At 64.4% G+C, this 19,608-nt stretch carries 20 protein-coding genes and 2 pseudogenes; 6 read left to right on the plus strand and 16 right to left on the minus strand.

Annotated features, from left to right (window positions below; all coding sequences use genetic code 11):
• Positions 1–33: 33 nt before the first annotated feature.
• Both AC0L23_RS21615 and AC0L23_RS21620 read left to right on the plus strand, forming a co-directional pair.
• The gene (locus AC0L23_RS21615; protein WP_085350709.1) at positions 34–1,419 is read left to right on the plus strand and encodes an MATE family efflux transporter; all 1,386 of its coding nucleotides are present in this window, start codon (positions 34–36) and stop codon (positions 1,417–1,419) included.
• Positions 1,420–1,470: 51 nt separating this feature from the next.
• Positions 1,471–1,542 (plus strand): annotated as a pseudogene (locus AC0L23_RS21620) (DUF2147 domain-containing protein); the annotation flags it as partial.
• Between the two features lie 4 nt (positions 1,543–1,546).
• On the opposite strand, the gene AC0L23_RS21625 reads toward AC0L23_RS21620, so the two are convergent.
• Positions 1,547–2,686: a DUF3095 domain-containing protein gene (locus AC0L23_RS21625; protein ID WP_085350710.1), complete on the minus strand. Its 1,140-nt coding sequence runs from the start codon at positions 2,684–2,686 to the stop codon at positions 1,547–1,549.
• Positions 2,687–2,852: 166 nt separating this feature from the next.
• Between AC0L23_RS21625 and AC0L23_RS21630 the strand changes: the two are divergent.
• Positions 2,853–3,278, plus strand: a pseudogene (locus tag AC0L23_RS21630) (hypothetical protein).
• Between the two features lie 4 nt (positions 3,279–3,282).
• On the opposite strand, the gene AC0L23_RS21635 reads toward AC0L23_RS21630, so the two are convergent.
• The 5 genes from AC0L23_RS21635 to AC0L23_RS21655 all read right to left on the minus strand — a co-directional run bounded on the left by AC0L23_RS21635 (position 3,283) and on the right by AC0L23_RS21655 (position 7,908).
• A complete protein-coding gene (locus AC0L23_RS21635) occupies positions 3,283–3,498 on the minus strand; it encodes a hypothetical protein (protein WP_026232507.1) in 216 nt (71 codons plus the stop codon).
• A gap of 124 nt (positions 3,499–3,622) precedes the next feature.
• Complete coding sequence (locus tag AC0L23_RS21640; RefSeq protein WP_085350711.1) at positions 3,623–4,345, minus strand: SDR family NAD(P)-dependent oxidoreductase; 723 nt, start codon at positions 4,343–4,345, stop codon at positions 3,623–3,625.
• Entirely contained in the window at positions 4,338–5,720 is a 1,383-nt protein-coding gene (locus tag AC0L23_RS21645) for a class I adenylate-forming enzyme family protein (RefSeq protein ID WP_085385469.1), read from the minus strand. Before AC0L23_RS21645 ends, AC0L23_RS21640 begins: the two co-directional genes overlap by 8 nt.
• Positions 5,707–5,952: an acyl carrier protein gene (locus AC0L23_RS21650; RefSeq protein WP_018453301.1), complete on the minus strand. Its 246-nt coding sequence runs from the start codon at positions 5,950–5,952 to the stop codon at positions 5,707–5,709. Before AC0L23_RS21650 ends, AC0L23_RS21645 begins: the two co-directional genes overlap by 14 nt.
• Positions 5,953–6,093: 141 nt before the next feature.
• Positions 6,094–7,908, minus strand: coding sequence for a long-chain-acyl-CoA synthetase (locus AC0L23_RS21655; protein WP_085361217.1), 1,815 nt, complete (start codon positions 7,906–7,908; stop codon positions 6,094–6,096).
• 257 nt (positions 7,909–8,165) lie between these two features.
• Here AC0L23_RS21655 and AC0L23_RS21660 point away from each other — a divergent pair, with 257 nt between their 5' ends.
• On the plus strand, positions 8,166–8,879 hold the full coding sequence (locus AC0L23_RS21660) for an SGNH/GDSL hydrolase family protein (RefSeq protein WP_018453299.1): 714 nt from the start codon (positions 8,166–8,168) through the stop codon (positions 8,877–8,879).
• A 44-nt stretch (positions 8,880–8,923) separates the two neighbouring features.
• Here the strand turns inward: AC0L23_RS21660 and AC0L23_RS21665 are convergent, their stop codons facing one another.
• The 6 genes from AC0L23_RS21665 to AC0L23_RS21690 form a co-directional block, all read right to left on the minus strand.
• Positions 8,924–9,193: a DUF3551 domain-containing protein gene (locus tag AC0L23_RS21665; protein WP_085361216.1), complete on the minus strand. Its 270-nt coding sequence runs from the start codon at positions 9,191–9,193 to the stop codon at positions 8,924–8,926.
• A gap of 31 nt (positions 9,194–9,224) precedes the next feature.
• The gene (locus AC0L23_RS21670; RefSeq protein ID WP_018453298.1) at positions 9,225–9,506 is read right to left on the minus strand and encodes a DUF3551 domain-containing protein; all 282 of its coding nucleotides are present in this window, start codon (positions 9,504–9,506) and stop codon (positions 9,225–9,227) included.
• A gap of 128 nt (positions 9,507–9,634) precedes the next feature.
• Complete coding sequence (gene htpG / locus AC0L23_RS21675; RefSeq protein WP_085361215.1) at positions 9,635–11,512, minus strand: molecular chaperone HtpG; 1,878 nt, start codon at positions 11,510–11,512, stop codon at positions 9,635–9,637.
• A 119-nt stretch (positions 11,513–11,631) separates the two neighbouring features.
• Complete coding sequence (locus AC0L23_RS21680) at positions 11,632–12,045, minus strand: hypothetical protein (RefSeq protein ID WP_085361214.1); 414 nt, start codon at positions 12,043–12,045, stop codon at positions 11,632–11,634.
• A 262-nt stretch (positions 12,046–12,307) separates the two neighbouring features.
• Positions 12,308–12,907, minus strand: coding sequence for a nuclear transport factor 2 family protein (locus AC0L23_RS21685; RefSeq protein WP_085385488.1), 600 nt, complete (start codon positions 12,905–12,907; stop codon positions 12,308–12,310).
• 162 nt (positions 12,908–13,069) lie between these two features.
• Positions 13,070–13,876: a response regulator gene (locus AC0L23_RS21690; protein ID WP_007597237.1), complete on the minus strand. Its 807-nt coding sequence runs from the start codon at positions 13,874–13,876 to the stop codon at positions 13,070–13,072.
• A gap of 221 nt (positions 13,877–14,097) precedes the next feature.
• Between AC0L23_RS21690 and AC0L23_RS21695 the strand changes: the two genes are divergently transcribed.
• The gene (locus AC0L23_RS21695) at positions 14,098–14,328 is read left to right on the plus strand and encodes a NepR family anti-sigma factor (protein ID WP_026232505.1); all 231 of its coding nucleotides are present in this window, start codon (positions 14,098–14,100) and stop codon (positions 14,326–14,328) included.
• Entirely contained in the window at positions 14,328–14,876 is a 549-nt protein-coding gene (locus AC0L23_RS21700; RefSeq protein WP_007597240.1) for a sigma-70 family RNA polymerase sigma factor, read from the plus strand. Before AC0L23_RS21695 ends, AC0L23_RS21700 begins: the two co-directional genes overlap by 1 nt.
• Before the next feature lie 105 nt (positions 14,877–14,981).
• On the opposite strand, the gene AC0L23_RS21705 is transcribed toward AC0L23_RS21700, so the two are convergent.
• The 4 genes from AC0L23_RS21705 to AC0L23_RS21720 form a co-directional block, all read right to left on the minus strand.
• A complete protein-coding gene (locus AC0L23_RS21705) occupies positions 14,982–15,680 on the minus strand; it encodes a nitroreductase (RefSeq protein WP_018453292.1) in 699 nt (232 codons plus the stop codon).
• 134 nt (positions 15,681–15,814) lie between these two features.
• Entirely contained in the window at positions 15,815–17,059 is a 1,245-nt protein-coding gene (locus AC0L23_RS21710) for an acyl-CoA dehydrogenase (protein WP_018453291.1), read from the minus strand.
• A 136-nt stretch (positions 17,060–17,195) separates the two neighbouring features.
• Positions 17,196–18,443: an acyl-CoA dehydrogenase gene (locus AC0L23_RS21715; protein ID WP_085361212.1), complete on the minus strand. Its 1,248-nt coding sequence runs from the start codon at positions 18,441–18,443 to the stop codon at positions 17,196–17,198.
• Positions 18,444–18,458: 15 nt separating this feature from the next.
• Positions 18,459–19,586, minus strand: a complete 1,128-nt coding sequence (locus tag AC0L23_RS21720) for an acyl-CoA dehydrogenase family protein (protein ID WP_085350716.1) — start codon at positions 19,584–19,586, stop codon at positions 18,459–18,461.
• Positions 19,587–19,608 lie beyond the last annotated feature (22 nt).

Consider the following 19,608-nt stretch of genomic DNA (forward strand, 5'->3'; position numbering starts at 1 on the left):
TCGATCATCATCCAATATTCCGCGCGGTGACACATGACGATCGACGCCTCGATAGACGCCATGCCGCCGCCTGCCCCGGTCGCCTCGCCCATCGCCAGCTTGCTGACGGCCCCGATCCTGCCGACGCTGCTGCGGCTCGCGATCCCCAACATGATCGCGATGGTCGGCAGCACGCTGGTCGCGGTCGCCGAGACCTCCTATATCGGCCGGCTCGGCACCATTCCGCTCGCAGCGATCGCGCTGGTGTTTCCATTCGCCATGCTGACGCAGATGATGAGCGCGGGCGCGATGGGCGGCGGCGTCTCGTCTGCGATCAGCCGCGCGCTCGGCGCAGGCGACCGGAACCGTGCGGCGACGCTGGCGCTGCATGCCGCCATCATCGGCCTCTGCGGCGGGCTTTTCTTCACGGTGACGATGCTCGTCTTCGGCCGCTCGTTCTTCGCGCTGCTGGGCGGGCGCGAGCGTGTGCTCGAGGAAGCCAGCGGCTATTCGCAAATGCTGTTCTCCGGCGCGGTCGCGATCTGGCTCGTCAACACGCTGGCCTCGGTGATCCGCGGCACCGGCGACATGCGTCTGCCCTCGATGGCGCTGATCGGGACGAGCGTGCTCCAGATCGCGCTCGGCGGCACGCTGGGGCTCGGCCTGTTCGGCGTGCCGCAATTCGGCATGCCCGGAGTGGCCGCCGGTCAGTTGATCGCATTCACCTGCGCTGCGATCTTCTTCCTCTGGTATCTCTGGTCCGGCCGCAGCCGGCTGCCGCTGGATTTCGGCGCCTTCCATTTCGATCGCGCGTTGTTCTTCGACATCCTCAAGGTCGGCGCGGTCGCCTGCCTGTCGCCGCTCCAGACCGTGCTCACCATTTTGATCTTCACCAAGATCCTGGCGACCTTCGGCACCGAGATGCTGGCCGGTTACGGCATCGGCTCGCGACTGGAATTCTTGCTGATCCCGATCACCTTCGCCTTCGGCATCGCATCGGTGCCGATGGTCGGCATGGCGATGGGCGCCGGACAGGTGAAGCGCGCGCGGCGCGTGGCCTGGACCGCGGCCGGGGCCTCGGGACTTACCGTCGGCCTGATCGGCCTCATCATCGCGCTCGATCCATCCCTGTGGGTTTCGCTCTTCACCAGGGATCCCGGCGTTGCCGCCGCCGCGCACAGCTACTTCCACTGGGCAGGCCCGACCTTCGTGTTCTTCGGCGTGGGCGTGTCGCTGTATTTCTCCTCGCAAGGCGCGGCGCGGGTCGGCGGTCCCGTGCTCGCCTCCACCGCGCGGCTGCTGATCGTCGCGATCGGCGGCGGCGGCCTCATGATGGCGCAGGCTCCGGCCTGGACCCTGTTCGCGCTGGTCGGCGGCGCCATGGCGGTATTCGGGCTGTCGACCGCGGCCTCGGTCGCCTTCGTGCGCTGGGTCAAATAAGCGCAGGTCATTGCACGCAGGCAAATAAACGCGGGAATGTGATTCCATCCGGATTCGCTGCGGGTCGAAGGCTGCGTCGGCGCGCTCTGCGGCGGCGAAACCTGGACGCGGGCGGGGCGCTAGCGCTTCACGCCGTCATCGCCTTCAGCGCCGTCGCCGCCGAGGCGTAGCCGCCCCGCGCGCCGTCGATAAAATGGACGTGATCGCTGCGCAACGCCGACGGGGTGAAGCAGGTCATCATCGCAGCGTCCTGCTGATAGAGGCCGTAACGCACGATGCCGTCGCGCGCGGCAATCGCGAGGCGATCGCTGAGGGCGCGTTCGAGCTCCGGCGTACAGTCGAGGATCATGCGCAGGCCGTCGTCATATTTTCGGAAGTCGGAGTTCTCCACGACCTGCCGTGTATAAAGCTTCGGCACGAAGCCGCCGACTTTGAGATCGAAGCGCATGATCAGATAGACGAAAAGGGTGTAGGCCAGCACGCTGGCGCGGCGTGCGAGCAACGGACCTCCGCGCTTGGTGCGCGCCTCATATTCCAGCCCTTGCGGCGGCCATGTCAGCGGCGGCCCTTGTGGCGGCACGGGACGACCGGCATCCGGGCTGCGCTCGACGAGATGGATGATGTCCTCGATCACGTTGCGGAATGCCGAGGGATCGGCGCCTTGGGCCGGCATGACCAGCACGGACAGGATCAGGCCGCGCGCAGCCGGAATCACCTCGAAGCGGCAGGACAGGCCGGAGAGATCGGGCTGCGTCCCCGCGGGCGCTTCGGTGATCGCAAACTCGCCGCGCTTCATCGCTGCGTCCGCCCAGGCGAGCCCGCCGCCAGAAAACATCGCATAGGACAAATTGGCCGACGGTCCGAAGCGCGCGACGCGCACGTCTAGGCCATGCGCGCGAATGACGCTCACCGGCACCAGCGCGACGCGCATCCGCAAGTCGAGATCTTCCCGCACCCAGGTCGCGGTCGCAGCCAAAGCCTCGCGGGCCAGTTCGAGATCATTAGGCGCGACCGCAAAACTCGCGCCGTCGCCGCCGAACACGAAGGGAAATTCGCGTCCCTCCAATGCATTCGTCACGGCCGCGATCACGGCGGCACCGGCCATGTTCACCGCCTTGTAGCGCTGCGCCGCGATGGCCTTGGTCGAATCCACGATGTCGGCAACGCCGACGCTCCAGTCGTCGGGCAGCGGCGAATACAAAGCGGGGTCCATCAGACTGGTGAAGCCGCGAAAGACCGGAATGCCGCTATAGAACGCTGATGTCATCGGATGATGCCGGATGGTTGGGACGCACGTCCAAAGGGACATACGTAGAAGAATCGATTCGGTTCGCCAGGCGCGCGCCCTTGCAACCATTGGCCGAAATGGACCCGGACAACAAGATGAGGGCGCACTGCAATGCCACAGAAGGTCATTAAACGGTTGACCGTAAATGGCGTCTAGTCTCGATGATCTGACATGGTTGCGCGGGAACATCGACGTGTCCGACTTCGACAGGAAGGACTCCATCGCTCCGGCAAGCCGGCGCACTGGGCGTGATCCGATCAGCGCGGTGAAGACGCCGGAAAGCCTGACCGCGGCCGTGGATAGCTGGGCCGAAACCCATCACCTGTAGCGCTCGGAAGCCATCGGTAAGCTGGTCGAGCTCGGCCTGAAGGTCGCGCCCCCGGCACTCCCGCCAGGGCACCCGCTCGCTTCGGATGCCACCAGGATCGAAGAGCTTGCGGTGCGTGAACTCGAGGGACTGCTCGATCCTGCGCTGTCTGAAGACGAACGCGAGCGCCGGATCCGCCGCCTGACCGAGGGCCCGCCGGAGTTCTCACACGAACGGATTGACCTGCCGAAGCATCGGACCTGAATGTCTAGTGCAGCTTCTCGCCCACGCGCTTGCGTAGCGCGGAGGCGGGAACGTCATGGCAGCCGACAAGACGCACGAATTTCTGCGGATACATTTCGTAACCGTGGTCACCGGAATTTTGGTGAGACATCGGCTCGCAGTGAACGGGCTCGCAGTGAACGTCGCTTTGCTCTGCGCAAGATGGCTTTACCGACGCCTTGTCCGGGCTCGAAGCGGTCATGGACTGCTCCCTATCGATTAGGGCAGATCGATTGACGTAACCCAATCGATTGCGCGGGATCTTACGACCAAATCCGGACGATGTCATTGCGCCGGATCAATGCAATTGTGGCGATGAGTTCCACCTACGCCGTATTGCCCGCGTCGACCGTAAACACGGTACCCGTCACATTGCGACCGCCCTCTCCCAGCAAATACTCCACCATCCGCGCGACGTCGTCGGTCTCCGGCAGGCGGCGCAGCGCGCTGCGGCCGGCGATGCGCTTGCGGCTGTCGTCAGACAGGTTGTGCGTCAGCTCGGTGTCGATGAAACCGGGCGCGATCGCGTTCACGGTGATGCCGAGCTTGCCGACCTCGCGCGCGAGCGAACGGGTGAAGCCGGTGGCGGCGGCCTTGGTCGCACCGTAAACCGAGAGGCCATTATAGCCGGTCGTCGCGATAATCGAGGAGATGTTGATGATGCGGCCGGCGCCGTCGGCCATCATCTGGCGCGCGACATATTTGGTGAGAATGATCGGCGACAGCACGTTGAGCTGCACCAGCGCCTCGATCTCGGAATTGTGCATGGTCGCGAGCAAGCCTTCGGTGCCGAGGCCGGCATTGTTGACGAGGCCGTAGATCGGGCCGAATTCATCGCGCACGAGTTTTGCGTAGGCGGGGATCGCGTCGATCACGGCGAGGTCGCAAGCGCGAAAATGCAGGCGCCCTTCCGACCCGGCAATCGCCGCCTTGAGCTCGTCGCTCTCGCGCCGCGCCGCCGCGATCACGTTGTAGCCGCCATCAACAAGCCGCTGGCCGATCGCAAGGCCGATACCGCGGCTACCGCCGGTGACGAGAACATTATGCATCGGTGCGCGCCAGTTTGCCGGCCGGGGTGACGTCGAGCGCCTCGACGAAGCGGATCACCGCCGGCACCTTGTGGGAGGCGAGCTGAGCGCGGCACTGATCCAGAATCTGGTCGCGGATCTCTTTCGCGCGCGCCGGATCGGTGCCGTCGGCGAGGATCACGTCGGCGACGACGATGCCGCCGGTGATCGGGCTCTTGCGTGACTTCGCCCGCGACATCCGCACATCGAGATGACGGTTGATCACCGCCTCGATCTCTTCGGGGTGAACCTTCAGCCCACCGATATTGATGATGCCGCCGCGGCGGCCAACGAAATAGTAGCGGTCGCCGCGCAATTCGACGATATCGCCGCTATCGACATACCCGTCTGCATCGGTGAGCGCAGCCGCGTCGCGGCCGATATAGGCGTGCGCCGTGCGCGTCGAACGGATACGTAGCGAGCCGTCGACGACCTTCATTTCGACGCCGTTGCGGTTGCCGAGGTAGTCCGCCGGAAAGCCTTCCAGCCCGTCATTGACGGCAAAGCCGACGCCGGCCTCGGTTGACGCATAGGCATGGCCGACGGAGGAATTCGGGAACGCCGCTTTCAGGCCGTCCAGCACCGCCTGGTCGGCGATCTCGCCGGAGAGGCGGACATAGCGCGGCGCGAACTGCGCGGCCGAGCCGCTCATCAACAGCTTGCGCCAGTGCGAGGGCGTGCCGGAGATGTGGGAGACGCCCCGCGCGTTCAGCCGCGTGACGTGATCGGCGAGCGCCTCATGCGGATCGGACAGCACCATCGAGCCGCCCGAGAGGACGGCGCGGAGGAATATCTGCAGGCCGCCATAGCGGCGGATGTCGTAGAACGTCGCCCATACCGGCGCGGGTCCGCGCGCCGGGCCTTCGGCGACGATGGCGCCGGTGAGTGCTTCCAGCGTATGGCCGACGATTTTCGGCACGCCCGACGTGCCCGAGGTGAGCATCAGCCATTCCGTGGCGCGTTCGGTCCTGGCCGGCGCTGTGGCTTGAAGCGGCAGTTGTGCGGTGACGACCAGCGGCACGCCAGTCTCGGCCCAGCGATCGGGCTCGTCGGTGACAACGGCATCGATCCCGGCATCCGCCATCAGCGCGTCGAGATGCGCCGGGTTGAGATCCGGCGGGCACAGCAGCATGCGGCGGGCAATACCGTCGAGCTCGATCATGGCAAGACCCGATCGGAGCTGGTCGGACAATTTCAGCAGCACCGCGCGGCCGGACAGCTCGCCCAGGCGGCCACCCAGGACCGTCTGCGACAGGATATCCGTCAACGACACGACATCGTGCGCGTCCGACAGCGTGCGGCCGGTCAGCTCCGCGCCGAGATGGTCGCGGAGCGCAAAGATCTCACGCGGGGACATTTTCGTAGGCCCGCACGAAATCGCCCACGGTGGCGGGGAACGCTGCGTCCTCGGAAATGGTGAAAGGGTCGACGCCGGTCTCGTCCTCGAGGCGCGCCACCAGGATGGCGAAGGCGAGCGAGTCGAAGCCCGTCTCGTGCAGGGACAGCTCGTCCGAGAGTGCGGGAAGCGCGACGTGCTGCTCTTTGGCGATCTGCTGGATCGCTTCAATGACCTTAGACCGTACCGACATGGCTGGCTCGCTTCTGTTGTCGTTCGTGTTGCGGCGGTTCTTGATGACCGCCTCCCTTGCCCGTTTGTTTACCCGACAGAAGTAAATGGCTTCTTGGACAATTCGGATAAAATTGGACCTATCTGGCGGATTTTCGCGCGGCTAGAGCCGGATCGTACCCTGGTTGATTTGCGCATACGTCTCCGCGTCCAGCGCGACATAGGCGCCGGTCTTCGGGTCCCGCATGAACAGCGGATCGGAGACCGCGCCGGGATCAAATCCCTCGCGCGCGAGCTCGCCCTTCTTCTGCTTGAACGTCTCGGTCGCATCGAGCTCGCGCGAGATGCGTATGAAGACGGGATGAGCATAGGCGGGCAGGCGCTGTGCGAGATGGGCGGGCAGTGCCTCGACGGCGAAGCCTTCGTTCACCACGATCGCACTCATGCCGGCGCGGCCGTCGGTGCCGGGAATGCCGACGCCGTAGGTGGTGGCGTCGATCACGCCGGTGAAATCGCGCATGGCGTCGTTGACCTCCGAAGTCGCGACGTTCTCGCCCTTCCAGCGAAAGGTGTCGCCGATGCGGTCGACGAAGTGGAAGAAGCCCTTCTCGTCGAGCCGCATCAGGTCGCCGGTGCGGAACCAGGAATCGCCCTTGGCAAAGACATCGCGCAGGATCTTCTTCTCGGTCTCGCTCGCCTCGGTGTAGCCCTCGAAGCGACCGCCGCCCTCATCCGCAGTGCCGATGCGGCCTATGGCTTCGCCGGCCTCGCCGCGCGCGCAGGGGATACAAAACCCCTCCGCATTGCGCAGCGGGGCGCCGTTATCGGGCTCGAGCTTGACGAGACCGGCAGGGAAACGATGCGCAAGCAACGGCGGAACGCGGCCGATCGCGCCGGGCTGGCCCTCGACATTGAACAGCGAGAAATTGCCTTCCGTCGCCGCGTAGAATTCAAGGATGCGCGGAATGGCGAAACGCGCCTGAAAATCGTCCCAGATGTCACCGCGTAGGCCGTTGCCGCAGACGAGCCGCAGGCGATGCCGGTTCTCGTATTCCGACGGCGGCGCCTTGAGCAGATAGCGGCAGAGCTCGCCGATATACTGAAACAGCGTACAGTCGTGGCGCACGATGTCGGGCCAGAAATTCGAGGCTGAGAATTTATCTGCGATCACCACCGAGCCCCCGGCAGCGAGCATGCTGCATGGTGCCACGATGCCGCCAACCGAGTGGAACAGCGGCAGGCAATCGTAGAGCCGATCCTGCGGCGTCGCGCCGGTGAGGCCGGCGAACCAAAAGCCCCAATTGAGGATGCGGCGATGGCTGATGCTTGCGGCTTTCGGCAGGCCGGTGGTCCCGGACGTGTAGATCAGCAGGGCCCGGTCGTCGATGGTGACGTCACCACGCTCGTCCGGCGAAAGCGGCCGGTCATCGAGGGCGTCGAGCGCGACATCGATCGGACGCTCGCTGCGGGCATCGCCGTGGGTCCAGACCTTTGCTTCCGTCTTCAAGTGCGGCAACGGCCCGGCCAGCTCCGCTGCAAGCTCATGCGCAACAATGATGTGAGCGGGCTTTGCGACTCCGACGCAATGCGCGAGCGAGTGCCCGACGAGCTTGGTGTTGATCAGCGCGACCACGCCGCCGACGCGGCTGATGCCGAGCCAGGCCGCGACATAATCGATGCCGTTCGGCATGATCAGCGCGACAGTGCCGCCCTTGGCCACACCGGCCGAGCGCGCCCAGCGCGCATAACGATTGATGCGTTTCGAAAGTCCCTCATAGTCGAGGCTCGCGTCATCGGTGGTCAGCGCAACGCGATTGGGCTGGCGCTGCGCCCAATCGTCGACGACATCGGCGAACAGCCGGCCCGGCAACGTCTCGATCCGTGCGGTGAGCTCGATCGCCTTCAGCCAGATTTTCGAAGCCGAAGGTGCGCGCGCGGCTTTCGGTTGCTCGATGACGCCGGTTGTCATGCCGTTCATTCTTTCGGAACGTGTCTGCGGGTTTCCGGCAGCTTAGCTCGCACGCCCTGCCCAGATGTTAAGAGACAAGGTAAAACCGGGTTAGTGCACGATTAACTCTAGTGATCCTTTACCAAACCGGAGGCGATCGAGGTGCGCCGCCTGGCAGTTCTTGCAATAGCAAAGCCAGTTGTCGGGGCGTGAGGCTAGGCGGCTCCGGGCAAACGGGTTAGTCTTTTTGACCCTGCATTGTCCCGGTTGCGAAAGGGAGACGACCTGTGGCTCTCGGCTCGTCTGAATTTCCCGTCCAGGCCGCGCCGTTCGAGCAGCCGCTGACCAATTTTGCCAATGGCCTGAGGCGCGGACAGGTCAAGGTGGTCGCGATCGGCTCGTCGACCACGGCGGGCGAAGGAGGCATCGCGCCCTATCCGCAACGATTGCTGGCGGACCTTCGGAGCATATTTCCGAAGCCCGGGATCGATGTCATCAACCGGGGCGTCGGCGGCGAAGAGGCTCCCAAGGAGCTTTTGCGGTTCAAGCACGACGTCTTCGACCAGAAGCCGGATCTCGTGATCTGGCAGGTCGGCACCAATGCGGTGTGGCAATCGGCCGATCAGAATCCACCGACCTTTGACGAGACCAGGAGGGCCATCGCTGACGGCGTCGATCAGCTGCTTGTGGACGGAGGGATCGACGTCATCCTAATGGATCTGCAATATGTGCCGGCGGTGCTGACGCCGGCCAAGGCCGACAAGGCGAACGCGATGGTCGCAGCGATCAGCGAGATCGCGCATGCAAAGCGGGTCAACGTCTTTCGCCGCTTCGCGCTGATGAAGGGCTGGCACGACGTTGCAAGAATTTCGTTCGACCGCATGGTCGACCCGGGCGACGACAGCAGGCTGCACGCAAGCGACTGGACCACGGACAAGATGACCTGGCAGTTGACCGACGCGATCGTCACCGCGGCCAACGAGGCGCCCCACGGCAGCTAGCCCTGCATACTCCGTCTGATTGACGGCCGAACGGGCGGTGAGCCCTAGGCGCCTCGCTGATGGCGCAAGCGCTGCGGCGGTGCGTTGAACGGATAATACGGATTGAGATCGCAGCTGGCGGAGCGGCCGGAAGCCGTAGCTCGGCACTGCGGCACTGAGGTGAAGGAGCAATCGTACCACTCCCCGCCACCGCCGTTTGCACCGGAATAGACGTGCATGCAGACGGGATAGCGCGGATCGAAGGTCTGTGCATGCGACGGCGCGGCCGTGAGCAGGGCACCGACGGTCATGATCAGTCCGAACAAGCGATGCATGAAAATTCCCCCTGAAGGCCGTTGGGGACCGCTAGTGCACGTTCTTGTGGCGCCGGCGCGGCGGCGGCGGGGGTTGGTCGAACGCATAGTAGGGATTGACGTCGCAGCTTGCCGAGCGGCCCGAGGCCGTGGCGCGGCACTGCGGCAGCGAGGTGAAGGAGCAATCGAAATAATCGCCGCCGCCCCCACCAAAACTACCGGGCGTATAGACGTGCATGCACACCGGGTAACGCGGATCGTAGGTCTGGGCGCTGGCATCTGCCGCCACGAACAGCGTGGCAATTGCGGTCAGGGTCAGGATCGGCAAACGCATGGAGAAATCCTCGAATCTGTCATGTCGGCGGCCCGGATACCGGCCACCTCGTATGGCATAACACCATGGCAGAGGCGACCGTTCCTGCGCGCAGATGACGGCAAGGTGAGTGCGGTGCACTGCGCCCGCTACGCGCCGAGCCCTTGCAACACCAGCCGGTTCAACCTTGCCGCAAACGCCGCAGGGTCCTCCGGCAGCTCGCCGTCCAGGATCTGCGCCTGTTCGAGCAGGAGCAGGCAGAGATCGTCAACCGTCTTGGAGCCGGCCTGAGCCTTCGTGATCGCCGTCACCAGCGGATGGCGCAGGTTGATCTCAAGGATCGGCTTGGTGCGCATGCCACGGTTCTGCTGAGACAGGATGCGCTCGAGCTCGCGGCTCGGGCCCTGGCTGTCGGCGACGAGGCAGGACGCGGAGCTGGTAAGACGCGTCGAGGCCTTGACGTCGCTGACGCGCTCGCCGAGCGCGGCCTTGATCACCGCGATGGTGGCGGCCTCGTCGGCGGGCGGCTCGTCCTTTTTCGCCTCGTCGGCTTCGTCGACGCGCGGGATCAGGTCGAGATTGAGATCGCCCTGGCTCAGCGACTTCAGCGGCTTGCCGTCAAACTCCGAGGGCATCGAGGTCCAGAAGGCGTCGACGGGATCGGACAGCAGCAGAACTTCGATGCCGCGCGCAGTCGCCGCCTCGAGCCGGGGGTTCGACTTCAGCCGGTCGATGCTGGCGCCGACGAGATAATAGATCTCGGTCTGGTTCGGCTTGAAACCGGCGACGACGTCCTTGAGCGAGCGCTTCTCGCCCGAGGTCGTGGTGAAACGCGACAGCGCGAGCAGCTTTTCTCGGCGTTCGAAATCCTCGTAGATGCCTTCCTTCAGCACCGCGCCGAAGGCCTCCCAGATCTTCGCGAAGTTCTCCGGATCCTTCTCCGCCAGGCTTTCGAGCTCGGACAGCACGCGGGTCGCCACGGCCTTGCGGATCTGCGCGAGCTGCGGATTGTTCTGAAGCATCTCGCGGGAAATGTTGAGCGGGAGATCCTCGCTGTCGACGACGCCGCGGATGAAGCGGAGATAGCCCGGCAGCAGATCGGCATCGTCAGTGATGAACACGCGGCGGACATAGAGCTTGACCCGCCCCTTGCGGTTCGGTTCGAACAGGTCGAACGGCTTCGTCGAGGGCGCGAACAGCAGCACGGCGTAGGAGTAACGTCCCTCCGCGCGATAATGCAGCGTCATCGCGGGATCGTCGAAGGCGGAGGCGATCTGCTGATAGGCCTTCTTGTAGTCTTCCGGCGTGAGCTCGGATTTCGAGCGCTGCCACAGCGCGCTCGCAGAATTGATCTGACGCGGTTCGCCCCCTTCAGGCACGAGCTCGATGGGGAAGAGGATGTTGTCGGAATAAGCGCCGACGATACGTTCGATCTCGTAAGCTTCGAGATATTTCTTCGCATCGTCCTTGAGATGCAGGACGATCTCGGTGCCGCGCTGCACGCGGCCCGCATCCTCCTCGCTGGCACGCGCGATCTCGAAGCCCGAGCCGCCCGAGGACGTCCAGGTCCAGACGTCGCTCTCGCCGGCGCGGCGGCTCACCACGACGATCTTGTCGGCTACCATGAAGGCGGAATAGAAGCCGACGCCGAACTGGCCGATCAGGCCGAGACCATCCTTGGCCTCCTTGAGCTTCGACACGAAGGCCTTGGTGCCCGAGCGGGCGATGGTGCCGAGGTGGTCGATCAGCTCCTGCCGCTCCATGCCAATGCCATTGTCGGCGATCGCAAGCGTTCCGGCCGTCTTGTTCGGAATGATCCGGATCTTGAGCGCGTCGCCTTCGCCCAGCAGCGCCGGATTCGCTATGGCCTCATAGCGCAGCTTGTCGCAGGCGTCAGAGGCATTGGAGACGAGCTCGCGCAGGAAGATATCGGTCTCGGAATAGACGGAATGCACCATCAGGTGCAGAAGCTCGGAAACCTCGGCCTGGAAGGGCTGCGTATGCACAGCCGTGTCTGACGTCGTCATGCGTTTACCCGGTCAATCCAAAGAGGAAGAAACCCGGGATATAACGCGAAGGGGCAGGGGATCAAGTAGACGTCAGCAATCGCCCTCCGGGCGGAGGGCGACTCCGTGGCCAAAGCCGATCAAGTCACACAGCGGCCGGGTTGGAGCAGCTTTGCGACCTCGGTCAGGGAGCTGACCATCGGCTCGCAGGCGATCGTCGGCTTTTTGCGGCTCTGCTTCTGGTCCGGGAGCAACACCGGCGGCTTGGCGTTGCCGGTCTCGATCACCGCGGGGACCCGCAGCAGCACCGACGTGTCGGCCAGATCGTTCAGCCGCATCGACACGGTGCGGGTCGGAACCTCAGCCTGCTTGATGTCGGCCAGCCGGTCGGCTTTGCTGGAGCGATTGACGTTATGGCCCGGCTTGTCAGCAACCGCCTGCCAGCGGTCGGCCAGATCATGGCCGGAGGCCAGCTGCACGGCGCCGACCTGGACGGCGCCAAGCGTCGCGGCGATCGCAACGGCGCCTAAAAATACCTTTTGAATCTGTGACATGGCTGTCGGTCCCTCGCCCCATGGCGATCGCGGGAACAACGCGAGGAGAGGACCCAGAGTTCTCAGGCGTTAAGATCACTTAACCGTGTGCGAAAAGGCAGGGTGCGAAAAGGATGGCCCCACGAAAAATTTTGCAACCCCCTGGAACGACTTTCAGGGACGGGAGTCGTATCAACAGCCGGCTATTCCCCCCTGCCCCATAAGCCGGCGACGTAGGGCGCGACTGTGGTGATGCCAGTCGCGCCTTACTTTTGTCTGGCGTTCAGTTCGCCTTCCCCGCAAGCCACTCCCGCCCCTCCGCATAGAGCTTCTCAACCTCGGGCCCGGTGAGGCCTGGCATGTCGCGCTTGACCTTGTAGCCGATCAGCTCCTGCATGTAGGCGAGGTGGCGGTAGCCTTCGGGCAGCGCGGCAAGGGTTTTCTGGTCGAGCTGAAGCGTCGCGGAGGGATCAACCGGGTCGATCCGGTCCTTCTCGTAGATCGGCTGGCGGCGGACGATGCCCCATTTTCCCTGCCGCTTCTCCAGGAAATCGTAGAAGCGCCCGGTGCAGACGACGTCGCAGGGCACGTCGTGCACCGGTGCGCGCTGCGAGATGGTCATCTTGGTCTGCGCGATGGCGCGCGCCCCCTCGAGATCGATGCTGCAGCCACCGAGGAAATGCAGGATGCGCACGCCCTTGGCGAACCCCTCCTGGCTGACCCGCATGAAATCCCGCGCCGGCCCCTGAAACCAGGTAGCGGACATCCAGCCTTCCTCGTGCCAGACGGTGGCAAAACGCTCCCAATCGCCGGCATCGCGCCACACCGCCCAGTTCTCGACGAGGTCGCGGATGGCGAGGCGATCGAGGAGTTGCTGGTCCATGAACACGTCTCCGATGGCACCGCGGCTGCAACGGCCGCTGCGCGAGGTATGAGCGGCGAATTCGATGGCCGTCAAGCGTGACAACCGGATCAACAAAAATCCGGCGCACCTTGCGGCACGCCGGATCGGATTTCGTCAAAATGCCGGGCGCTGGCGCCTTCGTTACGCCGCCGGTACCTTCGGCGCGCGGTTGCGGGAGTTGCGCTGGAAGAACAGCGCCTGGCTCGCCACCGCCGACACCATCGCCGGCTGGAACGGTTTCGAGATCAGGAAGGCCGGCTCCGGTCGCTCGCCGGTGAGGAAGCGCTCGGGGTATGCGGTGATGAACACCACCGGCACTTCGAAGGTGCGGAGCAGCTCGTTGACGGCGTCGAGGCCCGACGAGCCGTCGGCGAGCTGGATGTCGGCGAGGATCAGGCCCGGTCGCTTGTTCTTTGCCAGCGCGACCGCATCGGCGTGGGTGCGGGCGACGCCGACGACATTGTGGCCGAGGTTCTTCACCAGGCTCTCGAGATCCATGGCGATGAAGGTCTCATCCTCGATGATCAGCACGTCGGTGGCGATCTCGGCGGCCATCTCACGTCCTGCAGCATCCGCAAGCCGGCGCGTCTCGCCGACGTCGGTGCCGAGAATGTAGCCGACCTCTTCTTCCGAAAATCCCTCGAGCGAGAGCAGCAGGAAGGCTTGCCGCGGCAAGGGCGTGATGTTGGACAGCCGCCGCTCCGGCGGCATCGGCAGGTTCGTCACCTCGGAATCGTCGTTGACGGAAACGGAATTCCAGATTTGGGTGAACAGCCGGAACAGGCCGGCGCGCGGCCCGTGGCTCTCGTCGAGCACCGACGGATCTCCCAGCATGGCTTCCAACATGGCTGCGACATAGGCGTCACCGGAGGACTGGCTGCCCGTCAGGGCGCGTGCGTACCGGCGCAACAACGGCAAGTGTTCAGCAACGAGCTGTGAACGGGACATCCCCACTCCATATCATCTTCGGGCCGACCTTGACGTGCAGGCGTTAGGCGGGGGGCCCGGGTTCCCCTGCTGGGCTGATTACGCCTCAGACCAAGAAAAGTTCCGCATGGGGGCGGAACTTTTTCTCGCAGCTCGCATTGAGCCTATCCAGGGAACGGCTCCCGGTTGAGAGAACTTCTCGATTTTACAGCTACTTAACTCGGGGAAACGTGGAACAGGTCATGAAAGATCTCAAGTCTCAAGCCAGCAAAAGCACGACCCCCGGCAAGGGAGGGCTCACTCCGGAGATCCAGTCCCGGATCGGGCACCAGCTGCGCGCCATGTACGACGACGTGGTGCGGCAGGGGGTTCCGGACCGGTTCGCGGAACTGATCAAGAAACTTGATGCGCCGGGAGCGACCCCCCAAGTGGAAAATGGTGGCGGCTCTAACGACAACAATGGGAGGGATTGATGCCTCTCACGGATTCCCTGCGTAACGACATCCTGGCGGCCGTGCCCAGTCTGCGCGCGTTTGCCATCTCGCTCAGCGGCAATGCGGACCGCGCCGACGATTTGGTCCAGGAGACGCTGTTGCGGGCGCTCGCCAACATCGACTCGTTCCAGCCCGGCTCCAATCTGCCGGCATGGCTGTTCACGATCCTGCGCAACCTGTTCCGCTCCGACTATCGCAAGCGGCGGCGGGAAGTCGAGGATGCCGAAGGCAATTATGCTAAGACGCTGAAGACGCAGCCCTCGCAGAACGCCCATCTTGAGTTCGAGGAATTCCGCACGGCGCTCGACAAGCTTCCGCAGGACCAGCGTGAAGCGCTGATCCTCGTCGGCGCCTCCGGCTTCTCCTATGAGGACGCGGCTTCGATCTGCGGCTGCGCAGTCGGCACGATCAAGAGCCGCGTCAACCGTGCGCGCTCCAAGCTCGCGGCGCTGCTCTATGTCGACGGCGCCGAGGATTTCGGGCCCGACGAGACCATTCGCGCCGTGATCGGCGGCAGCGGCGGCTGACGGCCGGCGTCAATCGAACTGAGACCGCGATGAAGGCGGCCGCATCCGCGGCCGTCTTTTCGCGCGAACGGGATCACGTCCAATACGGAGCGTGCATCGCCTCGATCACTCGTCCACGAAGGTCACGGTCTCGGCCAGGCTCGCACGCGACGTCCGGTAGCTGTTGACCTTGTGGGCATTGTCGGCATAGCCGAACGAGATACCGCAAACGATGCGGCGATCATCAGGCAAATTGAAATGGCGGCGGATCAGGCCGGAGTGGCGCGCGAGCGCCGCCTGCGGAATTGTGCCGAGCCCGAGCGCCTGCGCGACCAGCATGAAGTTCGAGACATAGGCGCCGCAATCGATCGCACCGTAGATGCCGAGCGGCTCGTCGGTATGGATGATGGCCACATGCGGCGCGCCGAAGAAATTGTAGTTCTCCAGCGCCTGCTTGGCATAGGCCATCTTGTCTCCGCGCGCGATGCCGAGCGTGTTGTAGAGCTGAAAACCGCTCTCGCGGCGGCGTTCGAGATAAGCGCCGAGATATTCGCGCGGCGGCGTGAAATCATAGTCGTCCCCGAGCCCGCCCGAAGCCTCCTTGTAGATCAGCTTGCGGAAACGCTCCTTGGCCTCGCCGCTGGCGATGACGACCTGCCAGGGCTGGCTGTTGCACCAGGACGCCGTGCGCTGGGCGGTGGTCAGCACGTGCTCGATCGTCGCGCGATCGACTTCCTTGGCCAGGAAGGCGCGCACCGAGTAGCGCTCGTTGAGCAGCTCTTCGAGCACGCCGATGCGGTTGTTATGATTGACTGCAGCGTCCATTGCTTAAGCTCGCTTTCGTGCCCCGGACGCGACGCAGCACGAAGTGATGCGGCGCTGAGGCGGGGCCCATTGTGGCCTGTCTATTATGGCTCCTGGGTCCCGGCTCGCGCTTCGCGCGTCCGGGACACGAGATGTCAACGCCCCTTGGTCGGAATCTTGTTGTACGGCACGTCCTTGTCCACGCGGATGTCGCCCGGCAATCCCAGCACGCGCTCGGCGATGATGTTGCGCAAGATCTCGTCGGTGCCGCCCGCGATGCGCATCGAAGGCGAGGACAGCAGCATCTGCTGGAACTGGCCCTGCACGGTCTCCTCGTCCGTGCCGGTGAGAACGCCGGCCGCGCCCTGGAGGTCCATGGCATAGGTCGCGATGTCCTGTAGCATCATGCCGGAGACGAGCTTGCCGATCGAATTTTCCGGTCCCGGCCGCTCGCCCTTGGACAGCGCCGAGATCGCGCGGTAGCTGGTGTATTTCAGCCCGCTCGACTTCACCGCCCAGCTCGCGAGTTTTGAGCGCACGGCGGGATCGTCGATGGCGAGGCCATCCTCCAGCATCAGGTTGGAGCAGAACTCGAACATCTCCGGGACGCCGGTCGCAAGCCGCGAGCCGATCGACATGCGCTCGTTCATCAGCGTGGTCAGCGACACGCTCCAGCCCTCGCCGATGGCGCCAAGACGCTGGCTGTCGGGAATGACGACGTCGGTGAAATAGACCTCGTTGAACTCCTGCATGCCGTTGGCCTGCTTGATCGGGCGCACCTCGACGCCGGGGCTCTTCATGTCCAGGAAGAACATGGTGAGACCTTTGTGCTTGGGCACATTGGGATCGGTGCGCGCGATCAAAAGTCCGTAGTCGGAATAGTGCGCACCCGAGGTCCAGATCTTCTGGCCGTTGACGACCCAATTGTCGCCCTTCTTCTCCGCGCGCGTGCGCAAGCCCGCGACGTCAGAGCCCGCTGATGGCTCGGAGAACAGCTGGCACCAGATCTCCTCGCCCGCGGCCAGCTTCGGCAAATGGCGCCGCTTGGCCTCCTCGCTGCCAAAAGCCATCACGGTTGGCCCGCACATGCCCTCGCCGATCTGGAACGGCTGCGTCAGCTTGCCATAGACGCCTTCCTCCTGCTGCCAGATCACGCGCTCGATCGGCGTCGCACCGCGGCCGCCATATTCCTTGGGCCAATGCAGGCAGGCCCAATTGCCTTCGGCCTTCTTCTTCTGCCAGGCCTTGCCGACATCGACGATGTCGTGGTTGGCCAGCCGGATGCGGCCGAGCGAGGATTTTGACAGCTCAGCCAAAAACTCCTTCGGCGCGTTGGCCTCGACCCATTTGCGCGCGGTCTCGCGGAAGGCGGCTTCCTGCGGGGTGTCGTCGAAATTCATGGCGGACCTCTTCGTTCTTGCTCCGTCTTAGTCCCTCATGGTGAGTGGCGCGCAGCGCCGTCTCGACCCACGAGGCCCCAGTTGGTCCTGCATCCTTCGAGACGCCGCGCTCCGCGGCTCCTCAGGATGAGGATCATCAGCCTCTTCCCTTCGTCGGGATCCTGTTGAACGGCACGTCCTTGTCGACACGGATGTCGCCGGGCAGGCCCAGCACCCGCTCGGCGATGATGTTGCGCATGATCTCGTCAGTGCCGCCTTCGACACGGGTTCCCGGCGCGCGCAGCAGCATCGCCTGGAAGCGGCCGGCGAGTTCGGAATCTTCGGCACCGCTGATCACACCGGCAGCGCCTTGCAGATCCAGCGCATAGGTCGCGACATCCTGGATCATGGAGCCCGCGACCAGCTTGCCAATGGAGTTCTCCGGTCCCGGACGCTCGCCCTTCGACAGCGCCGAGATCGCGCGCATGCTGGTGTATTTCAGTCCGCTCGCTTTCGCCGCCCAGCTCGCCAGCTTCGCGCGCACCGCGCGGTCCTCGATTGCCGGGCCATCGTCCAGCATCAGGCTGGAGCAATATTCGAACAGCTCGGGGAAGCCGGTCGAGACGGCCGCGCCGATCGCGCTGCGCTCGTTCATCAGCGTGGTCAGCGAGACGTTCCAGCCGTCACCGACCTCGCCGAGGCGCTGGTGATCGGGAATGCGGACGTTGGTGAAATAGACTTCATTGAAGTCGGAAGCGCCGCTCGCCTGCTTGATCGGCCGCACCTCGACGCCAAGGCTCTTCATGTCCAGGAAGAACATGGTAAGGCCCTTGTGCTTGGGCACGGTCGGATCGGTGCGGGTGAGCAGAATGCCGTAATCGGAATAGTGCGCGCCCGACGTCCAGATCTTCTGGCCGTTGATCACCCAGTCATCGCCATCCTTCTCGGCGCGCGTGCGTAGGCCCGCAACGTCGGAGCCGCCGGCGGGCTCGGAGAACAGCTGGCACCAGACCTTTTCGCCGGAGGCGAGTGGCGGCAAATAGGCGCGCTTATGCTCCTCGCGCGCGAACGCCATCATGGTCGGCCCGCACATGCCGTGGCCGATGATGAACATGCGGGATAGCTGGCCGAACGGCCCTTCTTCCTGCTGCCAGATCACACGTTCGATCGGCGACGAACCGCGGCCACCATACTCCTTCGGCCAATGCAGGCAGGCCCAGCCGGCATCTGCCTTCTTCTTCTGCCAGGCCTTTGCCACTTCCAGAATGTTGGCGTTCTTCAATTGCGTGCGGCCGAGCGAGGACTTGCGAAGCTCCTCCTCGTACTGCTTGGGCGCATTTGCCGCGATCCAGGCGCGAGCCGTGGCGCGAAATTCGGCTTCTTGCAGAGTGTCGTCGAAGTTCATGGCGTTGCCTTTCGCCTACGCCGCGTTCTTCTTGCGCATGCGGTCGATCAACTGGTCTTCCCAATAGGACAGGCTGCCGAGCCCGAGCGCCATCGCGTTGGCGCGGCGGTAGTACATGTGGCAGTCGAACTCCCAGGTGAAACCCATGCCGCCGTGAACCTGGATGTTGTTCTTGGCGCAGTGCTGGAACGCCTGCGTCGCGCTGATGCGGGCCGCGGCGGCGGCTTCCGGCAGCTCCGCGGCGTTGGTCGAGAGCGCCCAGGCGCCGTAATAGCTGTTGGAACGCGCCAGCGTCGCCGACACGTACATGTCCGCCAGCATGTGCTTGACGGCCTGGAACGAGCCGATCTGTCGCCCGAAGGCGATGCGGTCGAGCGCGTAGTCGCGGCCCATCTCCAGCGCGCGGTCGGAGCCGCCCACCTGCTCGAATGCGCAGAGCACCGCGGCGCGATCGAGCACTTGAGTCAAGATGCTCCAGCCTTCGCCGGCCGCGCCCAGCGGCTCGGCCTTGCAATCCCTGAAAGTGATCTCGGCCTGTCCGCGGGTCGGATCGAGATTGGTCAGGCTTTTCACCTCGACTCCGCCGGCCCTGAGATCGACAATGAACAAGGAGATGTCGCCGTCGCGCCCGCTCGATCCCGTGCGTGCCGCGACCACCGCGAAGTCCGCGATCGCGCCGTCGGCGACCGGCTTCTTGACACCGTTGAGCATGCCATTCGCAGCCGTCAGCTTGATGGTCTTCGGTGACGGATTGCCTTTTCCCTCGAACAGCGCCAGCGTTCCGATCGCCTCGCCCGAGGCAATCGCCGGCAACCATTTCTTCTTCTGCGCGTCACTGCCGGCGATCAGCAGCGCCTCGGCAGCCAGATAGACGGTGGAGGAAAACGGCACCGGCGCGTTCGCCCGGCCCATTTCTTCGGCGATCACGCAAAGTTCGAGATGACCGGCGCCCGCGCCGCCGAATTCCTCCGGGATTGCGACACCGAGAAAACCCATCTCGGCGAGGCCTTTCCACAGGTCCTTGTCGTACGGCGCCTTGCCGTCGAGAACTGCGCGCACCGCCTTCGGTGGGCACTTCTCGGTGAGGAATTTGCGCGCCTGGTCGCGGAGCTGCTTCTGGTCGTCGGAGAAATCGAAGTTCATGGCGCGTACCCGTGTTGATGAT

Source organism: Bradyrhizobium sp. MI1.4, from assembly GCF_055811315.1.